Source organism: Nonomuraea sp. NPDC049486 (genome assembly GCF_040676925.1).
GTDB lineage: Bacteria > Actinomycetota > Actinomycetes > Streptosporangiales > Streptosporangiaceae > Nonomuraea > Nonomuraea ferruginea.
This window is the reverse complement of record NZ_JBFAPV010000002.1, coordinates 840163-857913: the sequence shown is the minus strand read 5'-3', so window position 1 is coordinate 857913 and position 17751 is coordinate 840163. Positions and strand designations below refer to the sequence as shown.

The following is a 17751-nucleotide window of genomic DNA, read 5'->3' as shown; positions in this document are numbered from 1 at the left end:
TATGGCCCGCCGTCTCACTCACAGGGGTCCTGTTCGGCGACAAGCCAGAATCGTCTGCGACTGACGAAGATCATCGATCTCAAACACTCACTTAGGAAAATCACTCCTGGACGTCTCCGATCAGCTACTCTCTCGCCGGCACCCACTGGCGCGGACAGATCATCTCGGTGCACAATCGGCCCGTGAAGGCGTACGTCGGAGTCACCGACGGTGACTGGTATCGCTTCCTCGCGGCACGCCCCGCCCTGACCGAGGCGAACTTCTGGCGGCCCTCGGGAAAGGGCGAGTTCAAGGTCCTCCGGCCGGGCGAGCCGTTCCTGTTCAAAACCCACCACCCACACAACCGGGTAGTCGGCGGCGGCTTCTTCGCCCGTTTCGTCAAGCTGCGCGTCTCCGAAGCCTGGGAGATCTTCGGCGAGGCCAACGGCGCCTCCACCCTCCATGAGATGCGTGCCCGAGTCGGCCACTATCGAAGAGAACCGATCTCGCCAGCTGACGACCCCGTGATCGGCTGCGTCTTACTTCGGGACACCTGCTTCTTCCCTCTCGACGCCGACGCCGGCCCTCCCCCGGCGTTCGCCGCCAACATCGTCCAGGGCAAGGGGTACGATCTCGCCACCCATCCGGACGCCCGGTTCTTCCACGACGTCGTCACCCGGCTCCTCGGCGGCCATGTGGAGATCGACCTGAGCGAGCCGTGGCATCTCGGCGGCCCGGTGTTCGGCGATCCCCGCCTGGTGCCGCAACGACTCGGCCAGCAGGCGTTCAAGGCCGTGGTCCTGGACGCCTACGACCGGCGCTGCGCCATCACCGGCGACAAGATCCGTCCCGTTCTGCAGGCCGCGCACATCCGGCCCGTCCACCGAGGCGGCGAACACCGGCTCGACAACGGACTGCTGCTCCGCTCCGACGTGCACACCTTGTACGACCGCGGCTACCTCGCCGTCGATCCGTCGTACAAGCTGCTGGTCAGCCCTCGATTGCGCGAGGAGTTCGGCAATGGCCGCCAGTTCTACGAGCGGGCCGGGCACCAGATCGCCCTCTCTCGCCAGCGGCCGGACCGGCCGCAGCGGGAAGCCCTGGAGTGGCATCTGGACGAGGTCTTCCTTCGCTGACGGTCCGACCCAGCCTCCGATCTTGAGGGACACAGGCCCCTGAAGCGTCGCATGAGGTATACGCGGTAAACCTTCCTGGTATACGTTGTACACATGTCAATGAAGACGGCGGACCGGGTCGCCGAGGCCGCGCGCGCCATCCTCGAGACCGAGGGCGTCGAGGCCGTGACCATGCGGCGGGTGGCTGACGCCGTCGGCATCACGGCCATGGCGATCTACAAGCACTACCCGAACCGTGAGGCGCTCCTGGCCGCCGTGGCCGATCGCGCTCTCCGCGAACTCGGGGCGAGCTGGGGCGGGCGCGACGGCGACTGGGAAGCGCGTGCGCTGGGCCTGCTGGACGACTTTCTCGACTTCGCCCTCGGGTCGCCGCACCTGTACCGCTTCCTCATCACCGATCGGCGTGAACGGGCGCGGCGGTTCCCTGACGGCTTCAGGGACGGAGCCTCACCGTCGTTCACGAAGATCGTCACCTTGGCCGAGGAGGGCATGCGTGACGGCCTGCTGCGCCCGGACGATCCGCTGGAGGTCGCGATGACGGTGACGGCCACCGCCCAGGGCCTGGTGCAGCTCTATCTCGGCGGCCGTATCGGGCTGGCCGAGGACGAGTTCCGGGCTCTGTGCACGCGTGCGACGAGGAGGGTCCTCGATGGCGTCCGAGCGTAGGCCGCGCCGCTGGAGACGGCGGGCGTGGATCGCGGCCGGTGTTGCCCTGGCGGTCCTGGTCGCCGGGCTGGGTTACAGCGCCTGGTTCGGGAGCGACCAGGCGATCAAGGTGCGGCGCTGGGGGGCGGGAGACGTCATGGTGCTGGCCTCCGGCGACCGTACCGTGACCCTGGCCGACACGCCGGCGACGCGCAAGCCCGGCACGTACTGGCTGGAATGGAGCGGCGCCGGCACCATGCTCGGCGAGGTGACGTCACGGGGCGGCGGCAAGGTGACCCGCGCGGTGCTGGACGGCGCGGTCCCGTCCATCGGCACCTCCGGCAGCCTCAACGTGGCCCCTCCCGGGGATCCGGAGGTGGCGTGGGGCCTGGACTACTCCGAGATCACGGTGCCGACCGAGCTCGGTCCGGCGCCCGCCTGGCACGTCCCCGGCGACGGCACCACCTGGTTCGTCGCCGTCCACGGCCAGAACGCCAGGCGCAAGGCCGTCCAGAAGGTGCTTCCCGTCGTGCACCGGCTCGGCATGCCGTTCCTGGCCATCACCTACCGCAACGACGAGGGCGCCCCGGCCTCCCCAGACGGGCTGATCCATCTGGGCGACACGGAGTGGCGGGACCTGGAGGCGGCCGTCCGCACGGCGCGGGGCCTGGGGGCGCGGCGCGTCGTCCTCTACGGCACGTCCATGGGAGGCGTCGTGGCCGGCCAGTTCCTGGCGCGATCGCCGCTGGCGGACCTCGTCTCCGCGGTCATCATGGACGCGCCCCCGTACGATCTGGAGCGCGTGAGCGAGTGGAACGCCGCCCGGTTCGGCATGCCCGCCTTCGCCGGATGGCTCTCCAGCCGGGTGGTGGAATGGCGGATCGGCGTCGACCAGGACGCCCTTCACCTGATCCGTCATCCGCCCGCCGTCAGGCCTCCGCTCCTGCTGATCCACACGGACGACGACACCGAGGTCCCGGTGGGCTCCTCCCGGGAGCTCGCCGCCGCCGGGCCGCGTCTGGGCTGGGACATCCGGTACGAGGAGTTCCCCGGCGGTGACCACACCGAGGCGTGGAACGTCGACCGGCCGAGGTACGACCGGCTCGTCCACGACTTCCTGACCGCGCACGCCGGGGCCGTTCCCTGACGGCGGCCGCCCTCTTGAACTGGGGCCTCCGTGCCAGCACGCTGAATCCACCATCGGAACCCTGGAGGCCGTGATGACCCCCCGCGACCTGATAGACCCCGAGAGCCGTGGCCCGCTGGACGCGCTGCTCGGCATGCTGCCCGGCGGCTTCAACACCATCCCCGACATCGTCCAGCGCCGGGCCGTCGTCTCAGGCCTGCTGGGCGCCATGGAGGTGCCCGACAACCCGAACGTCGTCAAGGAGGACCGGACCATCCCCGGCCCCGACGGCGAGCCTGACATCGCCGTGCGGATCTACCGCCCGGCCGACGCGGCGGGGCAGTTGCCCGGCGTCTACTACATCCATGGTGGCGGCATGATCCTCGGCGACATCGCCGGTGAGGACGCCACCGCCACGATGATCTGTGACCGGGTCGGCGCCGTCGTGGTCTCCGTCGAGTACCGGCTGGCCCCCGAGCATCCGCATCCCGCCCCGGTCGAGGACTGCTACGCCGGCCTGGCGTGGACCGTGAAGAACGCCGCCGACCTGGGCCTGGACCCCGCGCGGCTGGCCCTCTACGGCGGCAGCGCCGGCGGCGGGCTGGCCATCGGCACGGCGCTGCTGGCACGTGACCGCGGCGGGCCGGCGATCTCCTTCATGATGCCGATCTATCCGATGATCGACGACCGGAACGAGACGCCGTCCAGCCAGGAGATCACCGACGTCGGCCTGTGGGACCGGGCGGGCAACATCGAAGCTTGGGCCTGGTACCTCGGCGGCAAGGACGCCGACCAGTACGCCGCCCCGGCCCGCGCCGAGGATCTGACCGGTCTGCCCCCGGCCTACATCGACGTCGGCACCGTCGACCTGTTCAGGGACGAGGACATCGCCTTCGCGCAGCGCCTCATGCAGGCGGGTGTCCCGACCGAACTGCACGTGAACCCGGGCAGCTACCACGCCTCGGAGAACTTCGCCCCGGACGCCGCCCTTTCCCGGCGCATCTGGGACCAGCGGATCGACGCCCTCCGCAGGGCCCTCGCCTGACGAATCGCCCGCGGCGCCGCCGCCGGTACGGAAGCCGCGCGGCGGCGTCATGCACGGGTGGCCTCCAGATCATGATTCACATGTTGACTTAAAGTAATCAGTCAACTACAAATCGAAGGGTTCCATCTCTCCAATCGAAAGGGACCCCGTGCGCCTCCTCAAGAGCACCTTCCTCGCCTGCACCGCCGCCGGATGCCTCCTCACTCTCGCGACGCCCGCCGTGGCCGCGGTTCCGGCGGGCAACGCGCCCTCGTGCGTGGCCGTCTGGCAGACCAAGGGCATCGTCACCAAGACGGGTTACGCCCGCAACGACTGCCGCTACCGACTACGACTGAAGATCAAGTGGGCGCGGGGCACCGACGGCGACTGCTCCACCGTCGATCCGGGCCGGACCATCTCCTCCAAGGTCGCGCGGGGCCCGCGCAACTTCGACGGCGCGGACATCTGCTGACGGCACGCGGAAGGGGCCGTCCGTCTCCGACAGGGAGAACGGGCGGCCCCTCGGCATATGAGCGACGGGTTGCCAACGTCGTCTCCAAGAGAGACAATGTTTCCGGCGCCTCGAGGGGCGGGGCGCCGGACGTGGGTAATACTGGAGATCCGCGAAGGAGGCCGGAAGGGACGAGCTGGTGCGCCCATGACCGAGCGCTACCTCGGTGTCCTCGGCGTCGCCGAGGCCCTGGGAGTCAGCCGGCACGCCGTGCACAAGTGGCGCACGCGCTATCCGGCGGGCTCCGAGCACGCGTTCCCCGAGCCGGACGTCGAAGTCGACGAGACGCCGGGCTGGCGGGCCGATCGGCTGGAGGAGATCCGCCGATGGCGTGCGGGGCTGCCGGGGCGCGGGTCCGGTGGCGGGCGTCCCACCGCCGCGCGTCAGGAGTATCTCAAGGCGGCGATGGCCCTCGGCCTGGACCGCGACGAGGCGCTCCGCGCACTGGCCACGTTCGCGGCGGAGTTCCCCGAGATGAGCGAGCCGGAGCTGTGCGCCTGGCTCGTCGAGAAATTCCGCCGCTGACCTTCTTCCACGGACTGGAAAGGGATGACGCATGCCCGAAATCAGTGGGCTGACCGCACCGGGGTTCGAAGCGGTACGTGACGCGTTCGCGGCCAACCTGGCCTCCGGGCAGGAGGTCGGCGCGGCGGTCAGCGTGTATCTGCACGGACGCCAGGTCGTCGATCTGTGGGGCGGGATCGCCGACCCCGCGACCGGCCGCCGATGGGAGCGCGACACCCTTCAGGTCGTCTACTCCACCACCAAGGCGGTCACGGCGACCTGCGCCCTCCTGCTGGCCCAGCGGGGTGAGCTCGATCTCGACGCTCCCGTGGCCCGTTACTGGCCCGAGTTCGCGGCGGGCGGCAAGGAGCGCGTCCCGGTCCGGTGGCTGCTCACCCACCAGGCCGGTCTGCCCGCGCTCGACGAGCCGGTCACCCCGGCCGAGGTGATCGCCTGGGAACCCGTGGTGAAGGCGCTGGCCGCCCAGCGGCCGTACTGGGAGCCGGGCACCGGGCACGGATACCACGCGCTCACGTACGGATGGCTCGTCGGCGAGGTCGTCCGCAGGGTGAGCGGCCGGAGCGTCGGCGCGTTCCTCGCCGAGGAGATCGCCGCGCCGCTCGGCCTGGACCTGTGGATCGGCCTGCCGCCGTCAGAGCACCACCGGGTCAGCCGCATCCTCACCGATCCGGGCGGCTTCGACCCCGCCGCGATCGACCTGGACTCCATCCCGGAGCCCATGCGCGAGGTGATGGCCGCCTACGCCGATCCCGAGTCGCTGACCGTACGCGCGATGACCCTCGTCCAGCCCGCGCTGGACCACAACGACCCGGCGGAGCAGGCCGCCGAGATCCCCGCCACCAACGGCATCTGCACCGCCCGCGCCCTGGCCCGCTTCTACGCCGCCCTCATCGGCGACGTGGACGGGCACCGCGTCCTCGCCCCCGCCACCCTCGCCGCCGCGACCGCGGAACAGGTCGCCGGCGTCGACCGCGTCCTGCGCGTGCCCGTCCGCATCGGCACGGGCTTCGGCCTGCCCACCCCGGACGCGTACTGGTACTCCCCTGCCGCGTTCGGCTTCGGCGGCATGGGCGGCTCGATCGGCTTCGCCGACCCGGAGAGCGGGCTGGCGTTCGGGTACGTGATGAACCGCGTCCGGGAGGGGGTGCCTGACACGCGGGCGTCGAGCCTGCTCGGCGCCGTCAGGCAGGCGATCGCCGCGCCGGCGAAGCGTCAGTGATCCTCGTCGAACAGCATGGCCTCCACCCGCCGGCGGTAGTCACGGTAGATCTGCCGGTAGCGTCCGGCGGCCCCGGAGCGGTCGCCGCGTTCGAGGAGTTCGAGGACCTCGCGGTAGCCGTCCAGCCACACGTTCCACACCTCGCTCTCGGCGGTGAGGGCGAGCACCCGCAGGGTGCGCGTGACGACCAGGTCGACATGGGTCTGTAGCTCGCGGTTGCCGCTCGCCAGGATGACCACCGTGCTGAAGTCGGCTCCCGCGGCGGCGGCGACCGTCGCGTTGCCGTGGCGCAGTCCCTCGGCGAAGTCGTCGAGTTTGCCGCGCAGGGCGGCGAGGTGCTCGTCGGTGAGGTTGTCGACGCCCCACTCGAAACCCGCGCAGGCCAGCACCATCATCACGTCGATGAGCTCGAGCGCGCTCTTCTGGGTCACCTGGGTGACCTGCCGTGTCCGGTTCGGCGAGATGTCGATCAGACCTTCGGCGGCGAGTTGGGTGACCGCCTCCCGTACCGGGGTGATGCTCACGCCGAGCCGGGCCGCGATCTCCGCGTCCTTGATCGCCGCGCCCGGCTTCAACCGTCCGGTGATGATCTCGTCTCGCAGTTGACGCAGGACCGCTTCTTTCCGCGTCAGCGGTACCGCAAAGGACATGGCGGCGCTCTCGCTCGGAGGGATCTGACGCGGCCATCCTACGAGTTCCTGACCAGTCCGGTCCGGCCCCCACCGGCGGGTTTCCCGTCGGGACGGGCTCTCACCTCGTGGATCCGGAGACTGTTGACGGAATGCAGAATGCATTTTACATTCGAGCTACTTCAGATGACATGCGTGATGTTCAACCCCTGATCACGAAAGTGCAGGGTCCTCCCCGCTCGCGGCACCGCGTGCCGCGCGAACAGGGGCCAGCTCGTTCACCGAAGCGGCCGCGCCACACCAGGGCCCGCCGCCTCCTCCCCCGGATCCACCCTCCTGAGCTCATCACTCCGTGACCGCGGGGCGATGACGAGCACCCTCATGGCCGGGCGGCCCCCGTGGACACGGCATCCGCCCGGCACCTGTCGAGGCATCACTTCCACCACCCCCCAGGAGGACGCATGTCCGCACCCCCCTCTGACTCTCAGCCCGCCTCGCGCGCCGTGCCCTCCTCCGTCGACGTCGTCGTCGTGGGCGCGGGCTTCTCGGGCATGTACCTGCTGCACAAGCTCCGGGAGATGAACCTGTCCGCGGTCGCCTTCGAAGCGGGCACCGACGTCGGCGGCACCTGGTACTGGAACCGCTATCCCGGTGCCCGGGTGGACGTGGAGAGCCTGGCGTACTCGTACTCGTTCTCGGAGGACCTCGAGCAGGAGTACGAGTGGCAGGAGCGCTACCCGACCCAGCCGGAGATCCTGCGGTACGCGCGGCACGTCGCCGACCGGTTCGACCTGCGCCGGGACATCTTCTTCCGGACACGCGTGAACGCCGCCGCGTACGACGAGCAGGGCCGGACCTGGCGGGTGCGAACCGAGCACGGGGACGCCGTCACCGCCCGCTTCCTCGTCATGGCCACCGGCTGCCTGTCGGCCTCGAAGCTGCCGGAGATCCCCGGGCTCGACCGCTTCGCGGGCGCCACCTACCACACCGCGCACTGGCCGCATGAGGGCGTGGACTTCACCGGGCTGCGGGTCGGGATCATCGGTACGGGGTCCTCCGGCGTGCAGTCGATCCCCGTCATCGCCGAGCAGGCCGCGCAGCTCACCGTCTTCCAGCGCACCCCCGCCTACAGCCTCCCGGCGCGCAACCGCAGCCTGCGCCCGGACGAGATCGCCGCCATGAAGGCGAACTACCGGACGTTCCGCCAGGCCCAGAAGGAGTCGGGATTCGGTGTCCCCACGCCGATCCCGACGAAGTCCGCCCTGGAGGTCTCCGACGAGGAGCGCGACGCCACCTTCGAGCGGGCCTGGGAGAGCGGCAGCCTGGTCAACCTGCTGACCGCGTACGCCGATCTCAGCATCGACCAGGCGGCCAACGACACGGCCAAGCGGTTCATCCACCGCAAGATCCACCAGATCGTCGAGGACCCGCGGACCGCCGCGGACCTGTGTCCCGAATATCCCGTCGGGACCAAGCGCCCCTGTCTGGACACCGGCTACTACGAGACGTACAACCGGGAGAACGTGCACCTGGTCAACCTGCGGCGCACCCCCATCGTGGAGATCACCGAGAGGGGCATCCGCACCTCGGACCAGGCGTACGAGTTCGACGTGATCGTCTACGCGACAGGGTTCGACGCGATGACGGGCGCGCTGACGAGCGTCGACATCCGGGGCAGGGGCGGGGCGCCGCTCGACGAGGCCTGGAGCGCCGGCCCTCGCACGTACCTGGGGATCAGTTCCGCGGGCTACCCGAACCTGTTCATGATCACCGGTCCGGGCAGCCCGTCGGTGCTCTCGAACATGGTCGTCTCGATCGAGCAGCACGTCGACTGGGTGACCGACGCGATCGCGTATCTCGACCACCAGGGCCTCACCACGATCGAGCCCACCCAGGAAGCCGAGGACGCCTGGGTGGACCATGTCAACCTGATCGCCGACGCCACCCTCTACCCCAAGGCGAACTCCTGGTACATGGGGGCCAACGTGCCCGGCAAGCCGCAGGTCTTCATGCCCTACGCCGGCGGTGTCGGCGAGTACCGCAAGACGTGTGACGAGATCGCCGCCCAGGGCTACAAGGGCTTCGCCCTCTCCGTCTGAGCCCGCCGGGACCACAAGAACACCCACTCCAGACCACCGGATTCATGACCCCCATGGAGGGCTCGATGTCCCGTCGTGACCTGATAGACCCGGAAAGCCGCATCCCCCTGGACGCGCTGCTCGGCATGATGCCCGGCGGCTTCAACGCCATCCCCGACATCGTCCAGCGCCGAGCCGCCGTCCAGGGCATGATGAGCGCGATCGAGGTGCCGGACAACCCGAACGTCACCAAGGAGGACCGGACCGTCCCCGGCCCCGACGGGGAACCCGACATCACCGTGCGGATCTACCGGCCGGTCAACGCGTCCGGTACCCTGCCCGGCATCTACTACATCCATGGCGGTGGCATGATCCTCGGCGACGTCGCCGGTGAGGACGCCAACGCGACGATGATCTGCGACCAGGTCGGCGCCGTCGTGGTCTCCGTCGAGTACCGCCTCGCCCCCGAGCACCCCCATCCCGCCCCGGTCGAGGACTGCTACGCCGGCCTGGCGTGGACCGCGAAGAACGCCGCCGACCTGGGCATCGACCCGGAACGGCTGGCGATCTACGGCGCCAGCGCCGGCGGCGGGCTGACCATCGGCACGGCGCTGCTGGCACGCGACCGCGGCGGACCCGCGATCTCCTTCATGATGCCGATCTACCCGATGATCGACGACCGGAACGAGACGCCGTCCAGCCACGAGATCACCGACATCGGCATCTGGGACCGGGCGGGCAACATCGAAGCCTGGGCCTGGTACCTCGGCGGCAAGGACGCCGACCAGTACGCCGCCCCGACACGCGCCGAGGACCTGACCGGCCTCCCGCCGGCCTACATCGACGTCGGCACCGTCGATCTCTTCCGGGACGAGGACATCGCCTTCGCACAGCGACTCATGCAGGCGGGCGTCCCGACCGAACTGCACGTCAACCCGGGCAGCTACCACGCCTCCGAGACGTTCGCCGCCGAGGCCCCGCTATCCCTGCGGATCTGGGCCCGGCGCATCGAGGCGCTCAAGCGGGCCCTGGCCTGAGTGACAGCTCCGGCGCGGTGGGCGGGGCTCCCGCCCACGGCGCCGGTTGTGTCGATCGTCACGCCGGCCTGGCCAGCCTGGCGAAGGAGAGCACGACCACCGTGGACAGCAGCCATCCCAGCAGGCCGGCCACGTTGAGCAGCCCCGACACCAGCGAGCCGCCGCCGGTGCGCGTCTCCGGGTACCACGTCGCCCGCTGGCCCAGCGACAGGAGCGGGACGACGGTGTCGACGGTGTAGAAGAGCGGGTCGAAGCAGCGCACCTGGCCGTCACCGCACGGACCTGGCCGGGGATCCCGGCGGGACACGGTGACGGTGCTGTCGTCCTCCGGGGTCGCCGCCTCGACGGTGACCAGGCGGCCGTCCGCCGCGTACACGTTGCCGCGCGGGTCGGTGGCGCGCAGGGTCTCCTGCACGACGGGGGTGAGCAGCATGGCGTAGACGAGGACGAGCAGGGCGCCGAGCAGCCAGAGCACGCGTCCGGGGCGGTAGCCGTAGCCGACGGTGAGGCCGTAGAGGGCGTCGATGGTGTCCCTGATCCAGCCGCGCCGGGGCGCCCGGCGGCGCAGTTCCATGAGCAGGTGCTCGGCTTCGACCGGGCGGCCGTGCTGGCGGAAGACCCGGGCCGCCTGCTCGTACGGGCTCGCGTCGTACGAGGTCATGGACCGGAGCCAGTCGCGGCGCTGCCGCCAGTCCCAGGCGTCGTCGAAGCGGTCGTAGACGAAGCCGGAGATCGCCGTGTCGGACGGCCACCGGGTCACGTCGTCGGCGAGGACCGTGGTGGCCGCGCCGGTCAGGTCGACGTGCGGCGGCACTTCGGCCCAGCGCAGGCGCATGCCCTCGCGCGTGGTGGCCGACACGGCCTTGATGCCGGCGGTGAAGGTGCCGTCGTCGCAGTCGAGCCGGCCTTCCGCGGCGCACCGGTTGAGCACGACCTCGCCGTCCGCGGTGAAGCCGGCGCTGAGCAGGATCGGGCCCCGGATGAGGGCCTGTTCGAGGGAGAGCGCCTGGCCGCCGGGGTTGTGTAAGCGGGCGTTGCGGACGTTGACCACGCCGCCGACCGTCGCGGCGCGGAAGCCGAGCCGGCCTCCCTCGGTCTTCACCTCCCGCATGTTGACCATGCCGTCGATCACGGCGCCCTGGGCGGAGATGACGGAGGTCTCCTCCGGGTGGCTCCAGCGGGTGCCCCGCAACGTGAGGTCGCCCCGGATGTGGGCGCCGGCCAGGCGGAGCGTGCCCTCGACGGTCGCGCCCTCCTCGATGAGGAGTCTCGACCGCAGCTCGGCGTTGGTCAGGTCGAGGGCGCGGCCGCCGGGGACGGTGAAGACGCTCTCGCGGCTGATCTGGATGGTGCTGAAGGATCCCATGCTCAGGTCCACGCCGCCGCTGATCCTGCACTCGCCCTCGATGCCGAGGGGTCCGCCGACGACGAGTCCGGGGGCGCTGATGGCGGTGCCGGTGCTGCGGCCGCTGGTGTAGTTGACGCCGGTCACCGGGCCTGTGGGGTCGATGGTGGCATTACGGATCAGGACATGTCCGGAGATGCGGGTGTTGCCGAGATCGATCCGGCCGCGGACCAGCGGGCGCCTGCCGGTCTGGTCGTCGATGAGGAACACGCTGCCGCCGATCTCGGCGTCCCCCAGGTCCAGCGCCAGGTCCTGCTGGGGGCGGGTGAGGCTGGCGCCGGTCAGGTCCAGCGACCCCTCGACCCGCGCGCCGATCAGCCGCAGCGCGCCGCGCGCCTCGAACCGGTGCAGCAGCCGGATCGTCCCGCCGACCCTGATGCGATCCGCCTGGATCGCCCGGCCCTCGGACTCGATGAGCGTGTCCAGGCAGAGCAGGCGCCCGCCGATCTCCGACTCGCACAGCCAGACGGCCGCGGTTGACGAGGTGCTGGCGGGAGTCCGGAGGTCGCCGGTGATGCGGGACCTGGACAAATCCAGGTCCCGCCGTACGCGCAGGCCGTTGGCCAGCAGGCCGGGGACCGCGCAGCCGTCGAGCGCCAGCAGGTGGAGGTCGGCGCCGTCCAGGTCGAGGGGCTCGTCGAACACGCACCTGACGAAACGGAGCGGGAAGGTGACCGCCATCCCCGTCAGGTCGAGCCCGCCCGTGATCCTGGCCCCCTCGATCACCAGGCCGCGGGGGTCGATCTCCGCCGGGTCCCGCCGGCACACCTTGCGCACGAGATCGGCGTCGACGACGAGCTCTTCCCCGCGTGACGCCCGCACGACCTGGCCGGCCCGGCAGGCCCGCAGCAGGGCGGCCTCGCCGAAGGACGTCACGACGGGTACGCGATCGCAGACATGGCCATGAGGCCAACCTAGCGGTAAACGATCTCCGCGTCCCGGGCGCAGGCTAGCCGCCGTACAGCCCGGCGAGGCGCTCGCGCAGGTCGGCGCCGTAGTCCCGGTGGTAGACCTGGGCGGAGCAGTAGACCGGGCCGCCGTTACGTGACAGGCCGGACGTCCAGGTGGCGGCGTTCTCGACGCCGGGGTCGCTCAGCTGGATGCCGGTCAGCGCGATGTCGTCCACGCTCACGTCGACGAAGTAGTTCGTCACGCCCTTGAGCTCGAACAGCCGCCACTGGAGCTTCGCGCTCGTCCGCCCGGCCAGCTGGTCCGTCAGGTCGATCGTGGCCTTGGTCCACGTGTTCTTGGCGTCGGCGGTGACGTCCCGCTGCCACACCAGTTTCCCGTCCACGAGAAGCTGCTTCTTGTGGTAGCCGGCCGGGCTCTCGGAGCCGCGGCCGTCCCGGTGGTAGAAGGTGACCGTGCGCTTGGTCGCTCCGGGCGTCAGCTGGACCGTGCGCTCGGCGCCACACCACATCCCGGCCTTGGTCGGAGTGCCGGACTCGACGACGAAGCTCAACCGTCCGTCGCCGGTGCGGGAGAGGTCGTCGGTCGCGGGGCGCGTCCAGTTGGCGTCGCGGGGCATGAGCGGGAGCTTGTACTGGATGACGCCCGCGGCCTCTCCCGCGCGGACGAGGTCGAGCGCCTGCTTCGTGATCGTCTCGACGTAGGACACCGTGGGCTTCTGCGCGGCGTGGCTCAGCGGGTGCGCGTACGGCATCACGTAGACGTCGGTGCCGGGAAGGCGCTGGGCGAGCTGCTTGACCTGGTAGGACAGGCTCCACGACCAGGAGGTGTCGCGGTGCGGCGAGTCCCTGAACGGGAAGATCACGCCGTCCAGGAGCGGGATCTGCTGGGCGATGAAGTCGTCGGTGAACTGCTTGTAGTAGACGGTCGGGTTGAACGTGAACGCCGGGTTGACCGCCTTGGCGGCGTCCCTCATCTGGCGGACGTACGCGAGGGTGAAGGTCTTCCCGATGTCGTAGGCGTAGTCGTCCACGGTCCAGCCGGCCAGGTTCGGGTGAGTCTTGGAGAGGGTGGCGAGCTCGCGGGACCAGGCCACGTAGTCGTGCTTGAACGGACGGGAGACGCAGCAGCCCTGCTGGCTCGGCGAGTACACCATCACCCACACCTTGATCCCGGCGTCGGCGGCGGCCGGCAGGAACTCCTCGCGCAGGTCCTCCCAGTGCACGTTGTCACCGGCCATCGGATAGACGTACGTGTTCGCGTCGAGAGCCTTCAGGGCCGCGATCATCGCCTTGGTGTCCATGTGCCTGATCCCGTCGTCCCGTGGCGCCTCCTCCCTGATGAGGTTGCCTTCCGTCCCCCGCACACCGGGGACGTCGGCGTGGACGACGCCGGGGATGAGCGCCGGCAGGAGGGCGGCGAGGGTCACGAGCGCCAGACGGGTCACGGGGGTCCTTCAAGATCAGACGATGGAGGGCCGTCAGCCTAGTGACCACCGGTATGCCGACGGTAAATCGTCAGCTCACGTGCGGCCAGCCGTCGGCGTCCCAGGCGAGCCGGTTGAGCCCGAGCTTGGGTGTGCCGCCGTCGTCGCCGTCGTAGTAGTGGTAGACGAGCACGTCGCGGCCGCGGTCGCGCATGACGCTCTGGCCGCCGGGGCCGACGAAGCGGCCGTGGGTCTCCAGCAGCAGGGTGCCGCCGCCGGTCATCATCGGCTGCCCGTCGCGGCCGGTGTACGGGCCGGTCGGGCTGGTCGAGCGGCCGACCTTGATCTTGTACGTGCTGTCCAGGCCCGCGCAGCAGCGGTCGTAGGAGGCGAACAGGTAGTAGTAGCCGCCGCGCTCGACGATGTCCGGCGCCTCGACCGCGTACGGCGCGTCGGGGCGGGTGGCGAGGTGGTACAGGGTGCGGTCCTTCTCGTGCCGCAGTCCGGTACGGGGGTCGAGGCGGATCATGCGGACGCCGGTCCAGTACGAGCCGAAGCTCAGCCACCAGCGGCCCTCGCGGTCGACGAGCAGGTTGGGGTCGATGGCGTTGTGGTCCATGCCGAGCTCCGTGGCGTACACGATGCCGCGGTCGGTCCAGCTTCCCGGGCGGCCGGTGCGGCTGGTGGCCAGGCCGATGGCCGAGTGGTTGCTGCCGAAGCTGGAGACGGCGTAGTACATCAGGTATTTCCCGCGTTCATGGGAGATGTCGGGGGCCCAGGGGTCGTTCTCGGCCGAGTACGTGCTCCACCAGGCGGGCGGCGTGTCGAACGCGTCGCCGGCGCGGGTGAACGTGACCCCGTCGGCGGAGGTGCGGGCCTCCAGGTGGCCGTGGGTGGAGTACAGGACGTAGCCGAACGGGGTGCGGATCATCGTCGGGTCGTGCACGACCGTGTCACCGGCGACCTGGCCGGGCGGCGGGTAGGCCAGCGCGGGAGTGGTGTTGAGCAGCAGGGTGACGACGGCCGCCATGACGGTGATGGCTGGGCGCACGATGGGTCCTCTCCTGGTGGGGGGTGGAGGAGACCGTGCGCCAGGGGTCGAGGGGAATATAGACACGAAACATGACAACGGTCAACGCCCTTGACTGGCGGTGGCAGTCGGCGTACTTTCATGCGGACACGCAGTGATAACGCTAACAGCGTCGCCGGAGACCGTGCGCCACACAGAACCCGGCCGCGCGGCACCGACTCACCCGAACCGGGCGAGCGCCTGGTCGTAGAACCGGTCGAAGTTGATCTTGAAGTCCCGGCCGTCGGCCGTGGTGAGGGCGATGGTCACGTATTGCGCGTCCGGTTTCGCCCGGATCTCGAAGGTGGTCCCCTCCAGCGGGACGGTCCTGCGGAGGACCTTGACCTCCCTGTCGATGGTGTGGACCACCTTCTCGTCCGAGATCGTCAGCCAGCCGCCGATCCAGCCGTTCTCACGGTCGATCGAGGTGAAGCCGTGGACGGCGCCGGGAACGGTCACCGACCCGTCGGCGTTCGACCTCGCGCGTGGCATCGTCCACCGATGTGGGGGGCTGCCTAAGATCGCGCCCAGTAACCCGAGAAAGAATTCGAGGATCACCCTCCCAGGCTACGTTCCAGGAGAGGACTGCGCGCCGGGCCAGCCCAGGAGGCGGGCGCCCAGGGTGGCCGTCTCCAGGGCGTGCCGCTGGATGGGCTGGCCGAGGTCGTAGCCGGTGAGTCGCTGGATCCGGCCGAGGCGGTAGGTCACCGTGCGGACGCCCACGTGCAGGCGGCTCGCCGTCGCGGTGGCGACGGCGCCGCTGGCGAAGTAGGCGAACAGCGTTTCCAGCAGGGTGGCGGGCCCTCCTCTGGCGGCCCGCAACGGGCCGAGCACGGCCTCGACGAGCTCGGCGATCGCCGCCCTGTCCCGCAGCAGCACCTGAAGGACGAGCAGCTCGGACGCGTACAGCACCTCCTGCTCCAGCTCCAGGAGGCGGCCGAACTCCACCACGCTGCGCGCCTCATCGAAGGAGCGCACCACCCCGCCGGGCCCCTCGTGCGCGCGGCCGACCCCGACGCGCAGCGACTCCTCCCCGCCCAGCGCCTGCCGCACGCGCGCGGCGAACGCCTCGCTCACGCCGTCCGCGTGACCGGGGGCCACGCACACCAGCAGGCCGTCCTTGGTGGCGATCAGCACGTCCCGTACGTCCATCGCGGCCTCGACATGGCGGGCGACGGGGCCGCCGTCGTGGAAGGGGCGGCCGGCCTCGGCGACGCAGACGAGGTGGGCGGCCGCCAGGCGCAGCCCGAAGCGCCCCGCGCGTTCGACCACCGTGCCGAGGTCCCCGCGCCCCTGGAGCAGGTCGTCGACGAACTCCCGGCGTACGGCCTCCTCCCGGCGGATCTCCAGCCGCTGGGCTCCCTCGTACCCCTCGACCAGCGCGCCGGCCGACCGGTCGGCGGCCCGGAAGATCGCCTCCCCCGCGGACCGCAGCTCCTGCGCCCGCCGCGCGCCGACGATCCCCGGCAGCGTCGGCCAGGCCAGCCAGGTGGCGCTCAGGTGGACGTCGATGACGGCGCGCAGCGGGATGCCGTCGCGTGCCGCCGTCTCACCGCACTCGCGCATGCGCGCCAGCGCCGCGCCGTCGAGATGCCCCTGGGTCCTGCTCACCTGGGCCAGCAGCGGCAGGTACTCGCCCAGCCAGCGGGCGGGCACGCCGCCCGCGTCGGCGCTCGCGCGTGCGGCGATCTCCTCGAGGTCGAATTCGGGTACGGTCACGGTGCGGCTCTCCCCCGAAGGCCCGCGCTCTGGATTGCCGAGGTCCGGCAAGCGTCACTGTAGCGTTCCAACCTGGCGCGCGGCGTCGCGGTCGTCGGCTTCGTGGATGCGCCGGTAGGCCCGGTTGCGCAGGCGCAGGATCACCGCGGCCAGCAGGGCGGCGGTGACCGAGCCTGCCAGCACCGCCAGCTTGACGTGGTCGCCGCCGGCCCCGAAGGCCAGCTCGCCAATGAGCAGCGACACCGTGAAGCCGATCCCGGCCAGGATCGACAGGCCCAGCACGTCGAGCCAGCTCAGCCCTTCGTCGAGCTGGGCGCGGGTGAACCGGGCCACCAGCCAGGTGGCGGCCATGATCCCGATCGGCTTGCCGGCGACGAGGCCGGCGACGACTCCCACGGCGACCGGGTCGGTGAGCGCGGTCGCGAGGCCGTTCAGCCCGCCGAGGTGCACACCGGCCGACAGGAACGCGAACAGCGGCACCGCCACCCCCGCCGACAGCGGCCGGAAGCGGCGCTCGAAGTGCTCGGCCGGCCCCCGGCCTTCGCCGCGGACGACGGGCACCGCGAAGGCGAGGAGCACGCCCGCGACCGTGGCGTGGACCCCGGAGGCGTGCACCAGCGCCCAGACCGCGAACGCCAGGGGCAGCAGCAGCCACCAGGAGCGGACCCCGCGCCGTACCAGCACCGCGAAGACCGCCAGCGGGACCAGGGCCGCGAGCAACGGGACCGGCGCCAGGTCACCGGTGTAGAAGACGGCGATGATGACGATGGCCATCAGGTCGTCGACCACGGCCAGGGTGAGCAGGAAGGTCCGCAGCGCCGGGGGCAGGAACGTGCCGAGGACCGCGAGCACCGCCAGCGCGAAGGCGATGTCGGTGGCCGTGGGGATCGCCCACCCGGCCGCGGCTCCGTCGACGTTCCTGGTGGCCAGCAGGTAGACCGCGGCGGGGACGACGACCCCGCCGAAGGCCGCCGCGACCGGCACCGCGGCCCGCCTCACCTGGCGCAGGTCGCCCGCGACGAACTCCCGTTTCAGTTCGAGCCCGGCGACGAAGAAGAAGACGGCAAGCAGCCCGTCGGCCGCCCAGGTCGCCAGGTCGAGGCGCAGATGCAGGGAGGCGGGGCCGACGGTGAAGCCGCGGATCGCCTCGTACACCCCCGACCAGGGCGAGTTCGCCCAGATCAGGGCCAGCGCCGCGCCGCCCAGCAGGAGAGCTCCTCCGATGGTCTCCTTGCGCAGGATGTCGGCGATGCGGCGGGCTTCCGCCCACGAGCCGCGGCCGAAGAGATGGCGGCGTCCGGCGTCGGTCATGGC

General features: G+C 70.8%; 16 protein-coding genes. 9 read left to right on the top strand and 7 right to left on the bottom strand.

Features of this window, described 5'->3' with window-relative positions:
* The first annotated feature begins 182 nt into the window (after positions 1-182).
* The 7 genes from AB0K05_RS08850 to AB0K05_RS08820 all read left to right on the top strand — a co-directional run bounded on the left by AB0K05_RS08850 (position 183) and on the right by AB0K05_RS08820 (position 6165).
* Positions 183-1115: an HNH endonuclease gene (locus tag AB0K05_RS08850; protein WP_364228018.1), complete on the top strand. Its 933-nt coding sequence runs from the start codon at positions 183-185 to the stop codon at positions 1113-1115.
* Positions 1116-1208: 93 nt separating this feature from the next.
* Positions 1209-1781, top strand: coding sequence for a TetR/AcrR family transcriptional regulator (locus AB0K05_RS08845; RefSeq protein ID WP_364228015.1), 573 nt, complete (start codon positions 1209-1211; stop codon positions 1779-1781).
* Complete coding sequence (locus AB0K05_RS08840; protein ID WP_364228012.1) at positions 1765-2907, top strand: prolyl oligopeptidase family serine peptidase; 1143 nt, start codon at positions 1765-1767, stop codon at positions 2905-2907. The genes AB0K05_RS08845 and AB0K05_RS08840 overlap by 17 nt, the downstream gene beginning before the upstream one ends.
* A gap of 73 nt (positions 2908-2980) precedes the next feature.
* On the top strand, positions 2981-3931 hold the full coding sequence (locus AB0K05_RS08835) for an alpha/beta hydrolase (RefSeq protein ID WP_364228009.1): 951 nt from the start codon (positions 2981-2983) through the stop codon (positions 3929-3931).
* A gap of 148 nt (positions 3932-4079) precedes the next feature.
* The gene (locus AB0K05_RS08830; RefSeq protein ID WP_148032174.1) at positions 4080-4382 is read left to right on the top strand and encodes a hypothetical protein; all 303 of its coding nucleotides are present in this window, start codon (positions 4080-4082) and stop codon (positions 4380-4382) included.
* A 186-nt stretch (positions 4383-4568) separates the two neighbouring features.
* Positions 4569-4946 (top strand): hypothetical protein, encoded by a 378-nt coding sequence (locus AB0K05_RS08825; RefSeq protein ID WP_219549009.1) that lies wholly within the window; start codon positions 4569-4571, stop codon positions 4944-4946.
* Between the two features lie 31 nt (positions 4947-4977).
* Positions 4978-6165, top strand: coding sequence for a serine hydrolase domain-containing protein (locus tag AB0K05_RS08820; protein WP_364228004.1), 1188 nt, complete (start codon positions 4978-4980; stop codon positions 6163-6165).
* Here the strand turns inward: AB0K05_RS08820 and AB0K05_RS08815 are convergent.
* The gene (locus tag AB0K05_RS08815) at positions 6159-6815 is read right to left on the bottom strand and encodes a GntR family transcriptional regulator (RefSeq protein ID WP_148032177.1); all 657 of its coding nucleotides are present in this window, start codon (positions 6813-6815) and stop codon (positions 6159-6161) included. The two genes, AB0K05_RS08820 and AB0K05_RS08815, sit on opposite strands and share 7 nt — an antisense overlap.
* Positions 6816-7255: 440 nt before the next feature.
* Here AB0K05_RS08815 and AB0K05_RS08810 point away from each other — a divergent pair, with 440 nt between their 5' ends.
* Together AB0K05_RS08810 and AB0K05_RS08805 are read left to right on the top strand one after the other, a co-directional pair.
* Entirely contained in the window at positions 7256-8893 is a 1638-nt protein-coding gene (locus tag AB0K05_RS08810; protein ID WP_148032178.1) for an NAD(P)/FAD-dependent oxidoreductase, read from the top strand.
* Positions 8894-8958: 65 nt separating this feature from the next.
* Positions 8959-9909, top strand: a complete 951-nt coding sequence (locus tag AB0K05_RS08805) for an alpha/beta hydrolase (protein ID WP_364228000.1) — start codon at positions 8959-8961, stop codon at positions 9907-9909.
* 58 nt (positions 9910-9967) lie between these two features.
* On the opposite strand, the gene AB0K05_RS08800 is transcribed toward AB0K05_RS08805, so the two are convergent.
* From AB0K05_RS08800 to nhaA, 6 genes are all read right to left on the bottom strand, one after another.
* Positions 9968-12190, bottom strand: coding sequence for a hypothetical protein (locus AB0K05_RS08800; RefSeq protein ID WP_271280013.1), 2223 nt, complete (start codon positions 12188-12190; stop codon positions 9968-9970).
* Between the two features lie 73 nt (positions 12191-12263).
* Positions 12264-13670 (bottom strand): hypothetical protein, encoded by a 1407-nt coding sequence (locus AB0K05_RS08795; RefSeq protein ID WP_364227996.1) that lies wholly within the window; start codon positions 13668-13670, stop codon positions 12264-12266.
* Between the two features lie 70 nt (positions 13671-13740).
* Entirely contained in the window at positions 13741-14700 is a 960-nt protein-coding gene (locus AB0K05_RS08790; RefSeq protein ID WP_364227993.1) for an arabinan endo-1,5-alpha-L-arabinosidase, read from the bottom strand.
* Between the two features lie 198 nt (positions 14701-14898).
* Positions 14899-15210 carry a hypothetical protein gene (locus AB0K05_RS08785; protein WP_271280010.1) on the bottom strand — a complete coding sequence of 104 codons (312 nt, stop codon included), beginning with the start codon at positions 15208-15210 and terminating at the stop codon, positions 14899-14901.
* A gap of 75 nt (positions 15211-15285) precedes the next feature.
* A complete protein-coding gene (locus tag AB0K05_RS08780; RefSeq protein WP_271280009.1) occupies positions 15286-16437 on the bottom strand; it encodes a helix-turn-helix domain-containing protein in 1152 nt (383 codons plus the stop codon).
* Between the two features lie 54 nt (positions 16438-16491).
* Positions 16492-17748, bottom strand: a complete 1257-nt coding sequence (nhaA, locus tag AB0K05_RS08775; protein ID WP_271280008.1) for a Na+/H+ antiporter NhaA — start codon at positions 17746-17748, stop codon at positions 16492-16494.
* Between the last annotated feature and the right edge of the window lie 3 nt (positions 17749-17751).